Source organism: Mesorhizobium sp. B2-4-14 (genome assembly GCF_006442155.1).
Classification (GTDB): domain Bacteria; phylum Pseudomonadota; class Alphaproteobacteria; order Rhizobiales; family Rhizobiaceae; genus Mesorhizobium.
In genome coordinates this window covers 177542-193206 of the sequence record NZ_VFVA01000008.1, presented here as the reverse complement: position 1 = coordinate 193206, position 15665 = coordinate 177542, and the positions used below count along the sequence as shown (strand labels likewise).

At 61.9% G+C, this 15665-nt stretch carries 14 protein-coding genes and 1 pseudogene; 7 read left to right on the top strand and 8 right to left on the bottom strand.

Annotated features, from left to right (window positions below):
* The coding region (gene hisC / locus FJ938_RS10365) for a histidinol-phosphate transaminase (protein WP_140693337.1) at positions 1 to 1025 on the top strand (1025 nt) is incomplete at its 5' end.
* Between the two features lie 161 nt (positions 1026 to 1186).
* Complete coding sequence (locus FJ938_RS10360; protein ID WP_140693377.1) at positions 1187 to 2590, top strand: FAD-linked oxidase C-terminal domain-containing protein; 1404 nt, start codon at positions 1187 to 1189, stop codon at positions 2588 to 2590.
* 54 nt (positions 2591 to 2644) lie between these two features.
* Here FJ938_RS10360 and FJ938_RS10355 read toward each other — a convergent pair whose 3' ends face one another.
* Positions 2645 to 3544, bottom strand: coding sequence for a LysR family transcriptional regulator (locus tag FJ938_RS10355; RefSeq protein WP_140693335.1), 900 nt, complete (start codon positions 3542 to 3544; stop codon positions 2645 to 2647).
* An 85-nt stretch (positions 3545 to 3629) separates the two neighbouring features.
* Between FJ938_RS10355 and FJ938_RS10350 the strand changes: the two genes are divergently transcribed.
* Entirely contained in the window at positions 3630 to 4448 is an 819-nt protein-coding gene (locus FJ938_RS10350; RefSeq protein WP_140693332.1) for a phytanoyl-CoA dioxygenase family protein, read from the top strand.
* Positions 4449 to 4545: 97 nt separating this feature from the next.
* On the opposite strand, the pseudogene FJ938_RS10345 reads toward FJ938_RS10350, so the two are convergent.
* A pseudogene (locus tag FJ938_RS10345) lies at positions 4546 to 4858 on the bottom strand (transposase); the annotation flags it as partial.
* A gap of 442 nt (positions 4859 to 5300) precedes the next feature.
* Here FJ938_RS10345 and FJ938_RS10335 point away from each other — a divergent pair.
* The 3 genes from FJ938_RS10335 to FJ938_RS10325 all read left to right on the top strand — a co-directional run bounded on the left by FJ938_RS10335 (position 5301) and on the right by FJ938_RS10325 (position 8443).
* Positions 5301 to 6878: an HD domain-containing phosphohydrolase gene (locus FJ938_RS10335; protein ID WP_140693329.1), complete on the top strand. Its 1578-nt coding sequence runs from the start codon at positions 5301 to 5303 to the stop codon at positions 6876 to 6878.
* A gap of 90 nt (positions 6879 to 6968) precedes the next feature.
* On the top strand, positions 6969 to 7241 hold the full coding sequence (locus FJ938_RS10330; RefSeq protein WP_140610904.1) for a hypothetical protein: 273 nt from the start codon (positions 6969 to 6971) through the stop codon (positions 7239 to 7241).
* Between the two features lie 68 nt (positions 7242 to 7309).
* Positions 7310 to 8443 (top strand): substrate-binding protein, encoded by a 1134-nt coding sequence (locus FJ938_RS10325; protein WP_140693326.1) that lies wholly within the window; start codon positions 7310 to 7312, stop codon positions 8441 to 8443.
* Between the two features lie 435 nt (positions 8444 to 8878).
* Here the strand turns inward: FJ938_RS10325 and FJ938_RS10320 are convergent, their stop codons facing one another.
* Complete coding sequence (locus FJ938_RS10320; protein WP_181169052.1) at positions 8879 to 9622, bottom strand: DUF1194 domain-containing protein; 744 nt, start codon at positions 9620 to 9622, stop codon at positions 8879 to 8881.
* A 476-nt stretch (positions 9623 to 10098) separates the two neighbouring features.
* Here FJ938_RS10320 and FJ938_RS10315 point away from each other — a divergent pair, with 476 nt between their 5' ends.
* Entirely contained in the window at positions 10099 to 11226 is a 1128-nt protein-coding gene (locus FJ938_RS10315; RefSeq protein ID WP_140693321.1) for a helix-turn-helix transcriptional regulator, read from the top strand.
* A 232-nt stretch (positions 11227 to 11458) separates the two neighbouring features.
* Here the strand turns inward: FJ938_RS10315 and FJ938_RS10310 are convergent, their stop codons facing one another.
* From FJ938_RS10310 to FJ938_RS10295, 5 genes are all read right to left on the bottom strand, one after another.
* On the bottom strand, positions 11459 to 12625 hold the full coding sequence (locus tag FJ938_RS10310; protein WP_140693318.1) for a sulfite oxidase: 1167 nt from the start codon (positions 12623 to 12625) through the stop codon (positions 11459 to 11461).
* Between the two features lie 856 nt (positions 12626 to 13481).
* On the bottom strand, positions 13482 to 13655 hold the full coding sequence (locus FJ938_RS29395; RefSeq protein ID WP_181165666.1) for a hypothetical protein: 174 nt from the start codon (positions 13653 to 13655) through the stop codon (positions 13482 to 13484).
* A 33-nt stretch (positions 13656 to 13688) separates the two neighbouring features.
* Positions 13689 to 14816, bottom strand: coding sequence for a WD40 repeat domain-containing protein (locus FJ938_RS10305; protein ID WP_140693316.1), 1128 nt, complete (start codon positions 14814 to 14816; stop codon positions 13689 to 13691).
* Between the two features lie 13 nt (positions 14817 to 14829).
* Positions 14830 to 15150, bottom strand: a complete 321-nt coding sequence (locus FJ938_RS10300; RefSeq protein ID WP_140693313.1) for a hypothetical protein — start codon at positions 15148 to 15150, stop codon at positions 14830 to 14832.
* Positions 15147 to 15623 carry a hypothetical protein gene (locus tag FJ938_RS10295; RefSeq protein ID WP_140693310.1) on the bottom strand — a complete coding sequence of 159 codons (477 nt, stop codon included), beginning with the start codon at positions 15621 to 15623 and terminating at the stop codon, positions 15147 to 15149. Before FJ938_RS10295 ends, FJ938_RS10300 begins: the two co-directional genes overlap by 4 nt.
* Positions 15624 to 15665: the final 42 nt, after the last annotated feature.

The following is a 15665-nucleotide window of genomic DNA, read 5'->3' as shown; positions in this document are numbered from 1 at the left end:
GTCGGGGGCGGGCGGGGCAAGGCGTCGTTTTTGCGCACAGGCTCGGCTCCAATGAGGCGCCGGACCCACCCAGCGCCGCCATTCAGGCCGCCGTGGCAAGGGCAATGGCGGGTGCACACCGCTATCCGGACCTGCGTGGCGAAATGCTGGTGGAAGCGTTGGCAAGCCGGCATGGCTTGCCCTCCGACATGATTGCGGTATCCGCGGGCTCGGTCACCATGCTGGACCAGCTCGTCCGAGCATTTTGCGACCCGGGCGACAGGGTCATCACCGCCTGGCGCTCCTACGAGGCTTATCCGATCATTGTCGGCGGAGCGGGGGCGCGCCTCCTGGAAGTGCCGCTGGACAGCGACCATCGGTTAGACATGGCAGCGATCCTCCACGCCTGCAGGTCCCAGGCGCGAGTGGTGATCATCTGCAATCCCAACAATCCGACCGGCACCATGCTTGGGCCGGCTGAATTGGAGGCTTTGCTGGATGCCATACCCGCGCAAACGCTCGTTATCCTCGATGAGGCTTATGCCGACTATGCCGACGAGGCGGGCATGGTTGCATCCTCTCCCGCGCGACGTCTTTCCCGACATCGAAACCTGGTCGTGCTGCGCACCTTTTCCAAGGCTTGGGGGCTTGCCGGCATGCGGGTCGGCTACTGCCTCGCGGATCGCAGTATCGTTGCCGCGGCGAACACGGTTGCGCCGCCCTTTCCGTTGCCGATGACCGCGCAGGCGGCGGCACTTGCCGCGCTTGCCGAGGGGGACGTGGTAACGGCGCGAATAACGGCCAGCGTTGAGCAGAGACGGCGCATGTCTGAAGGTCTCGCAGCTCTTGGGTTCCAGGTTGCGCTCTCGAAAGCCAATTTTGTATGGCTGGCGGTCGGCGAGGAGGCGGGGGCGCTGACGCTTCACTTGCATGCGGCCGGCATAGCGGTGCGCTGTTTTCATGGCGAGGGGGTGCGTGTCACAACGGGCACGGCCGCAGATACCCAGGCCCTGCTCACAGCGGCGGCGGCGTGGATGTCGAGATGAGGCAAGCGGCGCGGGACAGCCATCCACCGGCGCCCGCAGGTCGGCTACCTTGTCGCCCATCATGACCCCGACAGGATATTTTTTCACGGCCGCAAACCGTGGCCCCTCGATCCATTCCAGAGCCTTCCAGCAGCCTGCGGACTAACAATCAGTTGAGCGCCATGTCGAGACAAAGCACCCTTCCCAGCGCGTTCGAGCAAACCATGCGCGATCGGTTTGCGGATCGTTTCCAGACCGGTACGGCCATCCGTGCTCAACACGGTTCCACAGCCACCTGGATCGAGAACCAGCCCCCGGATGGCGTGGTCTTTGCCGAGAGCACCGAGGAGGTGGCGGATATCGTCACGCTTTGTGGCGGCGCCGGCATGCCCATCATTCCCTTCGGTGCGGGCAGTTCGCTCGAAGGTCAGGTCAATGCACCAAGCGGCGGTATTTCCGTCGACCTGACGCGGATGGACCGCATTCTTTCGGTCAATGCCGAAGACATGGACTGCGTCGTCCAGCCAGGCGTGACACGCAGCCGCCTCAACGACTATCTGCGCGATACTGGCCTTTTCTTCCCACTAGACCCTGGTGCCGATGCAACGTTAGGCGGCATGGCCGCCACCCGTGCTTCGGGTACGACAGCCGTGCTCTATGGGACGATGAAGGACGCGGTCCTGTCGCTTCAGGCCGTGATGCCGAACGGCCGGGTGATCCGCACCGGCCACAGGGCGCGCAAGAGTGCGGCAGGCTACGATCTGACGAGGCTGCTGGTCGGTTCCGAAGGCACGCTCGGCATCATCACGGAGCTGACGATTCGGTTACGCGGCATTCCGGAGGCGGTGTCGGCGGCTCGCTGCTCCTTCCCAACCGTCGAAGATGCGAGCAACGCCGTCATCGGCGGACTCCAATTCGGCCTCCCCTTTGCACGGATCGAACTGTTGGACGCAGCCACGGTCAAAGCGGTCAACGCCTACTCGCAGTTGAGCCTTCCGGAGATGCCATTGTTGCTGGCCGAGTTCCACGGCACACCTGACACTGTCGCCGAATTATCGGTGCGTTTTGGCGAGGTCGCGCGTGAGTTCGGCGCCACCGCTCTGGACTGGACGACCGATCCGCAAGAACGGACGCGGCTGTGGAAGGCGCGCCATGACCTGTTCTGGGCGGTCCTGGGTCTACGGCCCGGCGCCAAAGGTATCAGCACCGATGTATGCGTGCCGATCTCGCGATTGGCCGAATGCATCGGCGCGGCGACGGAGAGGGCGCAATCGCTGGGGTTGCTTGCCCCGATTGCCGGCCATGTCGGTGACGGCAATTTCCACAATTTGATCCTCATCGATCCGCAGAACCCGGCAGAGAGGGCCGCCGCCAAATCCTATATCGGCTGGTTGAACGAGCTCGCTCTTTCCATGGAAGGAACCTGTACGGGCGAGCACGGCGTGGGGCAGGGCAAACGCTCCTACATGGAGCGCGAGATGGGCCCGGCGCTGGACGTGATGGCGGCCATCAAGGCTGCGATCGATCCGAAGAACATCATGAACCCGGGAAAGATCTTGCCCGAACGATCTGAGAAGACAAGCTGACGCTTGGCGACCTCATCACGGCAGCGACGATAGAAGGCATTGGGCAGGGCCTGCTCATGCATGGTCAAACGCGTCAACGATGGCTTGCGAAGCCGGATGCACGATCGCGCTCTTCGCCCCGTCGAGCGAGCGAGCGAGAATGATTGGCTCCCAGGCGAAATCCTCGGTAATCGGAACGCTGGCAAGCGGCTCTCCGTCATAAGCGGATCCGCCCAGCGGGCCCGAATAGGCGATGCCAATGCCTTCGCCATGAGCGGCCAGGCTGCGCATGACCTCTAGCGCCCGCACTCTGTGATGGACGACCGGCTCCGCACCGATCCGTCTGAAGAGGCCCAGGACGTGCCGAACCGACAGCCCTTCTTCGAAGAGGATCAAAGCGCGTTGGCTGAGGTCCTTGAGACTGACTTCCTGCAAGTCAGCCAAGGGATCATCGATCCGCATGAGGGCATGGGGTTGAACGGATGTGAGCGGGCGACGCAGGAAACTTGCGTCGAGACCGAGGTCGAACGTCACGGCGATGTCGATGCGCGACTGCAGCATGTCGCGGGCGAGCGTCTCGAAATCGGCGATACGATAGCGGATCTCCGCTCCTGGAAGCTTGCTGCGCACGGCATCGAGCAGGCGGCCGATGTGAAGCGGCGCCAGATCCTCGAATAGGCCCAAGGTCAGGCGGCCGACAGTCGCATGCCGGGTGCGGGCAGGATCGTCCAACTGGCGGGCTTGCGAGAGGATGTCCTCGACCTTGGCGAGATAATCCCGACCAAAATCGGTCAACTCGACCGGGGCCCCCCTGCGTCGGATAAAAAGCTTGCGCCCAAGACGCCGCTCGACCTGGGTGATGGCGACCGAAAGTGAGGGTTGCGAAACGTTGAGCTGCGCGGCCGCACCGGAGAGGCTGCCGAAACGGCCCACGGCCGAGACATATTCGAACTGGCGAAGGGTGAGGTATAGCATGAGCCTAAGAGCATATTAAAATACTTATTATTTGCAACTATGAATAACTGCGTGTTTGCTCGAACCGTCAAATCGGGAGAAAGCAATGACACGTCCACTCGTCGCACAGGAACAGATCGAGGCCTATCAGCGCGACGGCGTCGTGCTCGTGCGCGGGCTGTTCAAGGACCACGTCGAAGCGCTGCGGGCTGGCGTCGCCCGCAACATGGCGGAGCCCAGCCAATACGGCGCCGAAAACCTCAAGCCTGGCGAAGCAGGCCGCTTCTTCGACGATTACTGCAATTGGGACCGCATTCCCGAATTCGAGAAGGTGATCCGTCACTCGGCGGCCGGCGAGGTGGCCGCGGAACTGATGAGGTCGGATTCGGTCCAGCTTTTCCACGATCATGTCCTTGTCAAGGAGCCCGGCACATCAAAGCCAACGCCCTGGCACCAGGATGGGCCCTACTACTTCGTCGAGGGGATGCAGACGGTCAGCTTCTGGTCGCCGCTGGATCCGGTGCGCGAGGCCTCGCTGCGCTGCGTCGCCGGCTCGCATCGTTGGCCCAAACCGGTATTGCCGACGCGCTGGCTCTCGGAAGAGAATTTCTACGCCGATAGCGACACCTATATCCCAGTCCCCGATCCCGATGCCGAGGGCATGGACATCCGCGAATGGGAAATGGAGCCGGGCGATGCCGTCGCCTTCAACTATATGACCCTTCATGGCGCACGCGGCAACGAAGCGGCAACACGCCGGAGGGCCTTCTCCCTGCGGCTCGTGGGCGACGACGCCCGCTATGTCCAGCGACCCGGGCGTACCTCGCCTCCCTATCCCGGCCATGGCATGTCGGCAGGCGAGAAGCTGCGCGAGGATTGGTTCCCGACGATCTTCCGCCGCGAAGCCGTGCGCGACGTCGGCTGATCAGCCACGGAAGATGGTCGACCGAGCGTCGTCAAACCCCACGGCGTCACAATCGCCTGCCTAACCCCTCAAGCAGCGTGAGCCCTCTAACCACGTCGACCGAAATGACGTGAACCGCATCGCGAACATATTCGCCGCTGGAGTGCTTCACGGTCTCATGCCCGGCGAAGCTCTCACCAATGGCCATGAACGCGTTCGCCATCGCTCTCGAGCGGGCATTGGGGCGTAATCTGCGTTTCGATCGCGCGCTCCGCACCGCGGAGCGGAAGGCCGGTCACGAGGCGGCGTGCATCGCCGGTCGGAGCGCCCGGCGTTTCGTCACCCGGCCGTTGCACCATCGCCATGACTGGCGTTTTCTGAGTATTCGGCTGACCTTTTCGGCCTCGTCCGGGTGGCGGATCGTCTGGATGCGAAGCGGTTCGCCAAAGCTTTGCGCCTGCTTGTCGGCCGTTGGAGTCAGCCTCATCGTCGTCTGAAATCAGACATCGTTCGCGACCGACGCTTGAGATCCGGTTGCGCCAAGACCCGACGATCAAGGTGCGTGGTAGTCGACGCCAATATCGATAGAACCCACTATGTGATCGTCGGTAACGAAGTCGCCTATCAGGTCGACGCCGAAGGACCGCTTTGTAAGTACCCTGGTCTTGCCGATGAGTTCGCGCAGGATCTGGGGTGGGTTAATGTCGGATACCTATCTTTATCACCACTACCGCGCTTGGCACCGTCGAGGTAACGGCTCTCACCTGTCGCAGCCAACCCAACGAGCCGCCGGCACCGGCTCTTGCACGATAAGGATTTCCCTAGGCGATAGCCGCATGCAGGCGTAGCATGCCGTCGATTTGGGGGTGTGCGATGACGGATGTCTCGATACGCCGGGCGGACTTCATGATGGTCCTAGCCTATGCTTCGGACCTTGCCACCGGGCATTCGCGTGACTTCGCGCTCAAATCCTGCGTGCTCGCAATGCGCATTGCCGAGTTTGCTGGCGTTTCAGAACAGGTTCGGCGCAACGCCTATCACCAGTCCATGCTGCGTTATGTCGGCTGCAACGCCGATACCGATCTGCTCTCGGCCACCTTCGGCGACGAAATCGCGCTTCGCCAGGACCTTGTCGGTCTCGACATGGGCAACCGTGCGGAACTGGGCAAGGTCTTCGTGCAGGCCTTTAAGCGGTTCTACTACGATCTCGAGCCTGACGCCCACGCAAAGGCGATCGAGGCTGCGATGGGGCAAGCGATCGCGGTGGCCCGCCCGGTGCTCACCGCACATTGCGAGGTCGCGCAGCGGATCGGCGAGCGGCTCGGACTGTCCGACGAGATCCGGCGCAATCTTGGGCAGATCTACGAACGCTGGGACGGCAAGGGCCTGCCGCGCGGGCTGAGCGGCGAGGATGTTCTGCCAGCCGTGCGCCTGATCACATTGGCACAGGACGCTATTGCGCTCAGCGACGCCGCCGGTATCGAAGCAATGGCCGAAACCATCGCCAGCCGCGCCGACGGTCCGTACGAAGCGGAGCTGGCCCGGCTCGTCTCGACCAATGCAGCGATGTTGATGCAGGGTATCGGCGCGACTGTCGACCGCGACACAATCCTGGCGCTGGAGCCCGATCCGCCGGTGACGCTGGACGAGGCGGCCTGCGACCAGGCGTTCCTCGCCATAGCCGACATGATCGATATGCGCATGCCATTTACGCACGGCCATTCGCGGATGGTGTCGGAACTGGCCGCGGGTGCGGGGACACAGGTCGGGCTGCCCGCCGCTGACGTCCGCGCGCTGCGCTGGTCGGGCTGCATCCATGACCTCGGCGAACTCGTGGTGCCGGTCGCGACCTGGATGCGCAACGGTCCGCTGTCGGTGCGCGAGCGCGACGCTGCGCAGCTGCACGCCTACTACGGCGAGCGGGCGCTGACCTCCTTAGGCCGCGACAGCGATGCGATTGCCACGCTCGTGCTGCGCCATCACGAACGGCTCGACGGCTCTGGCTATCACCGCAAGGTTGGCGGCGCCGACCTGTCGCCGGCGGCGAGGATCCTGGCGGCTGCCGAGGCGTTCCAGACATCGCGGGAGGAACGTCCTCACCGCAGGGCGCTGTCCAGCGAGGCGGCGGCGACGCAATTGCGCGCTGCCGTCCGCGAGGGCTGTATCTGCTCCGATGCCGCCGAGGCCGTGTTGTCCTTCGCAGGGCAGCCGTCGCGCCGGGCGGCGCCGCGGCCGCTGGCCGGCATGACGCCGCGCGAGATCGAGGTGCTGCGCCTGATCGCCGCCGGACTTACCGCGAAGGAGGCGGCGCGGAAGCTGGAAATCTCGCCCAAGACCGCGGACCACCATATCCAGAGCGTCTATTCCAAGATCAGCGTGACCACCCGTGCCGCCGCCGCGCTCTATGCGGTCGAGCATGGCCTTATCCGACCGGGCGAAACGCAGGCATAGGGAATCCACCCCATGTGCGCCTGCTCCGGGGCGCGCATCGTGCTCCTGTCGACGGACCAATGGTGGCCCCGACCGACAGGAGGAAATCAGATGCTTCTCGCAACGACCAAGGTGGCGGACGTCGACCACTTCATCCGTATCTTTTCGACCAAGGGCGCCGACAAGCGCCGGCTGCACGGCTCGAACGGTGCAACCGTGTTCCGCGACCCCAGCGAGGCCGACCGCGTCTGGGCGATCTTCGACTGGGACGCCGAGGGCTGGAAGAACTTCGTGTCGGATCCGGAAGTGCCGGCGATCCTGCAGGAAGCCGGTCATGTCGGCAAGCCGCAGGCGGCACTGCTGCTCGGCCACTACGAGGCCTGACGTCCACACTGCGCGCCGCCTGCTGTCCGGCGACGGCGCGCCCGACCAACCCGCAACGGAGAAATCAGATGGACCCGAAACCAATCAAGATCGGCCTCATTGCCGAACTCACCGGCCCATTGTCTTTCATGGGCATCGCCAACGCCAACCTCACGACCATGCTCGTCGACGACATCAACGCCAAGGGCGGCCTCCTCGGCCGGCCGGTGGAGCTCGTCATCGAGGACGGCGAGACCACCGAAAACGTCGCCAAGGCAAGGGCCGCGAAACTGATCGACGTCGATAAGGTCGACGTGGTCGTCGGCGGCATCTACAGCTCGACCCGCCAGGCCATCAAGAGCGAGGCGGTCACGCGGGGCAAGACACTCTACATCTACACCGAGCAGTACGAAGGACAGGAAAACGATCCCTTGATCTTCTGCACCGGTCCCGTGCCCGCGCAGCAGGTCGAACCGCTGATCCCATGGCTCATGAAGAGCACCGGGGCAAAGCGGTTCTATTTGCCGTCGGCCGACTACATCTGGCCGCATTTGTTGAACAAAGCCGCGAGCCGGGTGGTGCGCGCCAACGGCGGCGAGATCGTCGGCGAGGAGTACTTCCCTCTCGATACCACCGATTTCCGGCGGACCGTGCAGCAGATCATGGCGAGTCGCGCCGACGTGGTGTTCAACACCATCGTTCCGCCGGGCCTGACGCCGTTCTTCGACGAATTGCACAAGGCCGGTTTCGGCAAGCGCGGCGGCAAGATCGTCTGCACATACTTCGACGAGAACTTCTTCAATCTCGTGCCTTCCGAGCAGATCGAGGGCCTCTACAGCTGCCTCGACTACTATCAGGAACTCGATGATCCGTTTGGCCGTGCACTCTTGCTTCGCTACGAGGACCGGTTCCCGGGCAGCGCGATGTTGACCGCAGGCAGCGGCTGCACCGGCCACTACCGGGCGATCAGGATGTGGGAAGCGGCGGTTGAGGAAGCCGGCACGGTTGAGCGCGATGCGGTCATCCGGGCACTCGATCATGTCCGCATCAGCGAGGGCCCGGGCGGCCCGGCCGAAATGATTCCCGGCCAGCACCATGTTCGCATGAACATGTACATCGCGCAGGCGTATGGCGGTCGCTTCCGGGTTGTGAAGAATCTAGGCCCGATCGATCCGAACGAGCGCGTGCTCACCGGCGAACTCCACCTCGACAACGTGGGTTGACTTGGCCACGTCAATCCCGTTCTTCCAAGTGGCGAGGGCGGCCAGTTGCGTGCCTTCGCCACCCAACCGGACTCACAGTGACCGTCCCAATCACACCCATAAAGCAGTTCATTGGTCGCAATGGTCAGTTTTACTAGCCACAATTCGGAACAGGTGTTGATGATGCCTAATCATCTCGGAAGAGTTTTCAAATATTGGAACTGAACTGTCGACGGTTGTCGCCGATATGGGCAATGGCGATCGCCGGAGGGAAGCGCCCCGATGCGAACGCGTAGCAGAACGAGAGGCGCAGCGTCGTTGTAGAGGAATTTCGAACGTGTTGCGTTCCTGAGAACTCCACGATGTGCGCACGGGTGGGGCGTTCCGGCTCTCGTTTCGTAACGCCCGTGGCTTTCGTGACAAATCGGCCGCTGCGGAATTAACGTTAGGGGCTCTCTATCGTCCAGGCGCCTCTCCGACCGTGTCGCAATCGACAACCGGTCCTGAGTGGACCTGATAAGCCGCGGGGTGCACGCTGGCAGACAGACCAGCAATCTCATTTACGAGCTTGTTTCGGATCGCGTTTGCAAAGTCGGCTGTCTTCGCTACGGTGACAACGAAAGTCCCGGAACCGCCGATGACGCAGCTCTCATAGTACAACTCGACATAGCGCGGACCAAAGCTGTCGAGTGTGTCGTCTGCGTGCAGCGAGATCACCAGCCCATTGATGGTCACGCCATCGGCTATGAGTGTGTCGTGCACCAGTTGAAGCGGAAGGCCGGCATTGTTGGGTCCATCGCCGGAGACGTCGATGACTTGGCGATCGCCTGCAGGCCCACCCGCCAGCAGCTTGCCCGCCAACAGGAGCGCCCCTGAGATTGAGGTGCCGCGCCCCCTGATGATTGGTTGGGCTCGCAGCGCCTCTGCGAAGGCGGCCGCATCTTCGGGCTGCTCCAGAATAGCCCATGGTATCCGCACGCTCTGGTGGTCTGGGCCTGCCCACTCGACATAGGTTATACCGATTCTGCCGCGCCGGCCGGATTTGATGGACTGCCAAACTTTGGCATCCTGGAGCGCTTCGACATATCCTTCCCGCTGCAGCCGTTGTTCCGCCTCGCTCATTGAAGATGATACATCGACGCTAAGAACCAGTTCGAGATCCACCGAGGAAACCGGCTCAGCCGTGGCTGACATCGACATTGTCACCCCTACCGCGACAGCGAACAATCGGCCTCGTGCCTGTCCTTTTTGCGCAGCGTAGCGTGGAACGAAAGACACCATCTCACTGCGTCCATCCGATGGGAGATCGGGAAGATGCTGCCGGCGACTTTGTCTGCCATCACCCGTATGGGTGAATATCGGGACTACGCTGCTCCTAGCGAATGTGGGCCGGAATCCAGCACCAACGCGTCGAGATTCCTGCCTGCCGGGAGGTGGGAGATGCCTGAGCGGGCCGCGCAAGTCTGGTACGACGCCGTGGCACCGGCACGCGCGGCGCCGAGGATGTCCGCCTCTACGCCCGGTCAGAGTTACCGACCAGATGGCCAAGTGAGCCTTATCGTCGCCTTTCATCACGTCCCGCAATCGGCGATGAGTGACTTGCTGTACTGAATTTCAACCATCTGTGATATCGTCGCGGGTGAGTGGTAACTCATCCAAATGAAGGTGGGTTTCGAATGGCTCCCGACGCAACCGCACTTGCCCTAGAGGCCTGCTACGACGCCGCTTTCGAATTTGAGCGGTGGCCGGGAGGGCTGCAAAAACTTGCGGATGCGCTGGGCGCGACGAGCTGCGCTCTCCGCACCTGCGAAAAAGCGCACCCTTTTGCGGCCGATCAGCGTGGTAAAGCCGGCTGCGTGCCGGACTCCACGGAACATGCTGAATTTTCGGCTCTTTGGCATGAGCGGATCGGAGACGCTCCCAGTCCCCATCTTGAGAGGCCGCAGCTGCTCGCGAAACCCCCGGTCAGTTTCACCGTAGAGGACGAAATCACAACTCCGGAGGAACGAAAGGTTCTGCCTTATTATCGAGAGATCGCCCGTCCTGGACACCGAGAATGGTGGGCCTCCGTCAGCACAGTGGTGAACAACCGTAAATGGTGTGTGTCGCTGTACCGCGATGCTCATATCGGACCGTTCTACCCGAGCGAAGCTGACCATTTCCTGAGAGTGGCGCCGGACCTGAGCCGGATCATAAGCGCAGCAGAGAAGCTCGGCGAGCTATCTGTCGGTCCAAGCCTAGTAACTCTTGATCGGCTCAATTTTGGCGCGGTGCTGCTGGACTGTCATGGATGCGTGAGGCGGTTTAACGAACGCGCAGCAGCCCTGTTCGGCTCCGACCTCGTTGTCCGACACGGCCGCATCCGCGCGACTGATCAGCCGAGTGACGCCCGTCTTCAAGGCTTCATCAGAGCCGCCGTTTCGGGTCTGTCGGTTCGGTCCGAACCCGTTGTCATTGCGCGCCAGGGGTACCCCCGGATGATAGCGGAGGTGATGCCCATGACTGCATTAGGGCATGATCTGTTCAATGGCGGCGACATCCTACTGTATTTCACAAATCTTATAACCGAACCGGTTCTAAATGAGCAATTGCTGAGCGTGACTTTCAAGCTGACAAGAGCGGAAGCGCGTCTGGCCTCGCAATTGGCATCGGGGGAAGGCATTCGCACGGCCAGCGCAAAATTGGGCATCAGCCGCGAGACTGCCCGAACGCAGCTGCGGGCTGTTTTTGCGAAAACGGGGACGTGCCGACAGGCCGAACTGGCGGCACTGTTGTCCCGCTTGCGTATACCTTCCCTGCATTAGACGGCCACTCTCCCAGTTCAGTTTGGCCACAATGTTAGCGAGAGGCGATCCAAGGTCCGCCTTTGGTCATAATGAGCCTACCTATCCCCTACATGCAGTGCAGCTTTGCGCGTCTAAGCGGAAGTCATCCCTCACATGCGAATACGCTTGCTTGATAGTGACGAAATGACCCCATGTTCCGCATGAGGTCAATCGATTCTCCTGAGGTGGGTACGGCCGACTGGTAGACTTCTCAAACAATACCGATCCGACGCGTGACCTGGCCGTTGCTTTCCCAGTATGTATGTTTCCTGGTAATCCATGGATCATCCATGGCAGGCTGGATTTGTCCCGCCATATCAGTGGCACGCGAGGTGACCGTATGCTCGCCCTTTGCTGGGTGTTTCCAGTCGAGGTACCACACCTTCCAGGCGAATTCAGCTTCTTCACCATGGTCTATCGTCGCTTCAAGCCATGGGCCGTTATCAACCTTCACTTCGACCTTGGCGATTGGGGCCCCCCAGGCTGCACCGCTGATCCGGTATCCGGCATCGCTACGCGTCACTCTGGCAGGCGCCGACTTCAGCAATGCACGGCCGACCGAGGTCTCGGCCCACACCGTCTCGCCATTGTGCTCTTCCTCGCGGATGGTGACGTAGTCTCGTGCCATCAATTGACTCATGAAGCGCGTGTTGCGTATCTCAATGCGCTTGAGCCACTTGACATTGGCGATGCCATACCATCCGGGGGCGATGAGCCGCACCGGGGAACCGTTGGGTGGCGGCAGGGCGGCCCCATTCATCTCGTAGCAGAGGATGTTGTTGGGGCTCATCGCATCGGCGAGCGACATGCTGCGGGCGAAATTCTGATGCATCTTGACGTCGCGGTTATTGTCCTTGAGAGCGATGTCACCGATATCAGTGCCCCAGAAAACAACTTCGATGCCGTTTTCGTTGACCCCTGCCTCCTCAAGTATGGCGGCGAGCGGCGTGCCGGCCCAGCGGGCGTTGCCAATGCCGCCGATAAAGAATGGAAAACCATGATTGCCCGAACATTCCACCGTGAAAGCCACTTCGTGGCGCGGCCGCGCCTTGAGGTCGGCGAGCGACAGGCTCAGATGCTTCTTCACCAACCCATCAATTTCCAGCTTCCAGGCATTCACATCGATGCTTGGCCGATCAAAATGAGCGATGCTGAAGAACTTGTCATTAGGCGTCACCCATGAATCCATATCCTCCCAGACAAGCTGGTTCTGGATGACCGCGGGAACAGGATTGGGCTGCGGCTGGTCTAGCCACGGGATCACGCTCTCACCCGCCCGGCTTGGAAAGGCTTGGGCAAACTGTGAATTGAAGACCGCCAGTGCGGCAACGGCCGCGCTACCTTGAACGATGAATTCGCGGCGTGCAAGATGATGCATAATGGTTTCTCCTCCAGTGTGAAAAGCTGTTTTCTCCTCCAGGCATAAAAGTGACAGCGGCCGGAATCGCACGAGGGAAGGCCGGCCGAGGCGGGCAAATCTTGAGAGCGCTCGGAATCTGGCGAATAGAAGCGCGCCGTGTTTAGGCGGATTTTCCCGCTCTCAATCGCAGGCTCTATCAGGTCCCAGCAAGCGATCCGAAAATGTACGCCTTATGTGCGTTCGTGGCGAGGGCAAACGTAAGGATTCGCTAATTAATAACGAGCGTTACCATCAAGATGGGTCTGTCCGCCGATTGCGGCCTTCCCGTTCGGTGAGATCAGCGCTTTGTTAGGTTGTTGCACCAGCTATTCTGGAGAGCCTCCTGGTTAATCACCCATCCCGTAGCTGCACTAGCTCCTGCGCCGCAGTCCAACACAATATACGCCACCGGGCGACAGACTCGCATCGGGTCGAAAGCGGAATGGCGGCTTCTGGCTAGTTCGCTCCAGAGCCGGATCGTCGGTTCCCGGCCCAAACCAGCCGCGCTCATGCGCTCACCGAACCCCTTGCAGGAAAGGGAAACCCCGCTTGCATTGAAACTAGTCTTCCTCCTGATCCTTAGGTTCGCCAGAGCATATGAGATGATACGAAGGATATGGGTTGGCTAACCATCCGTTAAACCCCTGATTATCTTTTATAATCCCACACCTTCCGCGTTCAGTTCGAATGCCTAGCGGGCCGGCGCAGAGGCAGTGCACCGCGCAGTTCCGCCGTTGGAGATGTCCGTTGTCTTATCGTGGCCGGCTGAAGGGCAGGACAGTTGCGACCATTGTCCACCGGGACGCTCGACCGTCCACAAGGCCAACGAAACTTCCTAGTTGGTCTTCAAGCGTCCAACCCGGTTTTCGGCAATCCAGCGCGCCGCGAGCACCAGCGCACCCATGCTGAAATCCTTGCCGTGCTTGGCGACCATTTCTTCCGACAGTTTTGCCAGCTGTTCGAAAAACGCGTCCTTGCTCTTCTCCTCGGCGCTCAGTTCAGCCTGCATCACATCCTCCTGTCTTGCGCGGATCCGCGTCCGCTATTTGAACATCTGTGCCGGGAAGGTGACGATCGCAGCGGTGCCGTCGACCGCGCCAACCGCCAAATGCCGACCGTCACCCGACCAGGCGAGCGCGCTGATCGCACTGCCCAATGGCCTGACGAGAAGCTCGTCGCGTCCGCCGATCTGGGCGACAGCGATGCGGCCATTGGCGTAGCCGGCTGCGATCAGCTTCTTCTCAGGGTGCGCCGCCACCGCTTCCACCAGAACCAGCCCGGCGCGGCCTGTTTCAAGAGCCCCGGAGGTTTCGCCGTCAATGGGCGGGGCGGTCATTGACCAGCCGGCGATCCGGAACGCGCCCGACGCGAAAAGCGCATTGCCCGGCCGGCTCCAGCACATCGTGCGGACCGGCGATGGAAACCCCGCGACAATGCCGGAGCGGCCATCGGCCAGGTTGACAAGGGCAAAGCCACCCGTTTCGAGCCCGCAGGCCAGCCATGTGCCGTCGACGCTCCAGCGGATGGATACCGGTCGGGCTGGAAGAGACGATTCGCGGATCAGGACGGCGTCTCCCTCAACCGCCCAGATCGACAATCCGTCATCGAGACCGCAGGCGAGGCGCCGTCCGCCAGGCGAGAAGGCAAGTGCACTTGCGGGCGATGTCGTCGCGTTCTTTAGCGGCACGGCATTGTCTTGGCTGCGCGACAGGAACACATCGTGCCCATTGCTGGCAGCCGTCATATCAGTCCTGGCGCTATGGTCGAGGGCGACAATCGGTCCGTCCACCCTGATCGGCAGGGCGGCGACGTCGCCGCTGGCGCTGAGATGTTGCACTTCGCCACTGGCCGCGCCGGCCAGGAAACCGGAATGCCCATAGGCAATGATCGGCACATCGCCATCGCCAAACGCGGCCGACGCGATCAACGGCACCGACGGCTTTTCGCGCGGCCGGATTGTCGTCTGCCCGAGGTCGCCGCTCACTCGCATCCGCGATTCCGGCGGCTCCTGATCGGTAACAGCGGCGATGGCTACGGTTCCGTCCACGGAACTGAAGGCGACTGCTGAGCCATCGGCGCTGAAGCAAAGATCGGCGATAGCCGACGGACGCCGCCAGCTGCGCGCTAGAAGATCGAACAAGGTCAGGTTCTGCATCGTCTGCTGGTTCACAGTGTCACTCCCATCACTCCTTGTTCGCCATCGCGGCAAGCCGGCGATCGACATCGTCGACATCGCCTTCGGCGGCCACGATGCGCTCCTCGCAAGCCGCACATGCCTGCATGATCGCCGCCGCGCTCTGCTCAGCCTCATGCAAATCCCGCACCAGTTGCTCGCTGGCGCCGCTTCTGCCGATCTCCAACTCGAGGCGCAGCACCTCCATTTCGATGCCGGCGCGTTTCTGGTTGAGCCGCAGTGCTTCCGCTGTGAGGATGGAAACGCCGGCGACAAGATCGAGCCGGCGAGCGAGCAGCGCGTCACGCGCAGCGGTTTCGGATCCGCTCATTTCTCCCTCCCAGCCATCGGCCCGAGCGGCTTTTCGAAGGCCGACAGCAATCTGGGCAGCGTGCCGGCCTGCGACTGGAACTGCTTTTCGGCCGTCTCGATGTGGCTCTTGAGCTGGTCCCAGATGTCGACGCGGATCATCGATGTCGTGTCGCCGGTCAAGCGCTCGATCTCCTCGACACGGAACTGGCGCGTCAGTGAAACGCCGGAAAACACGAAGTCGCGCAACAGGATCGCGTGGCTCTCGATGAACAGATGGATCATCGGATGCGTTTCCGTGGTCACGCCGCCGGCTGCGAACTCGCCCCTGATGAAGTCCTGGAAATGGCTCTGCAGGCGGTGCTGACTCTCGCCCATGAAGCGCATGACGAAGACCAGGTCGCGCGGCATCAGCCTGACAAGATCGCCGGTGACGCCGTCGGCCTGACTGGACATCGGCCCCGGTGGCCCCTGGCTGTCTTTACCGTTTGCCATGATCTTTCTCCAGCGCCAGGACATCACCGGCCGCCGTCTCCA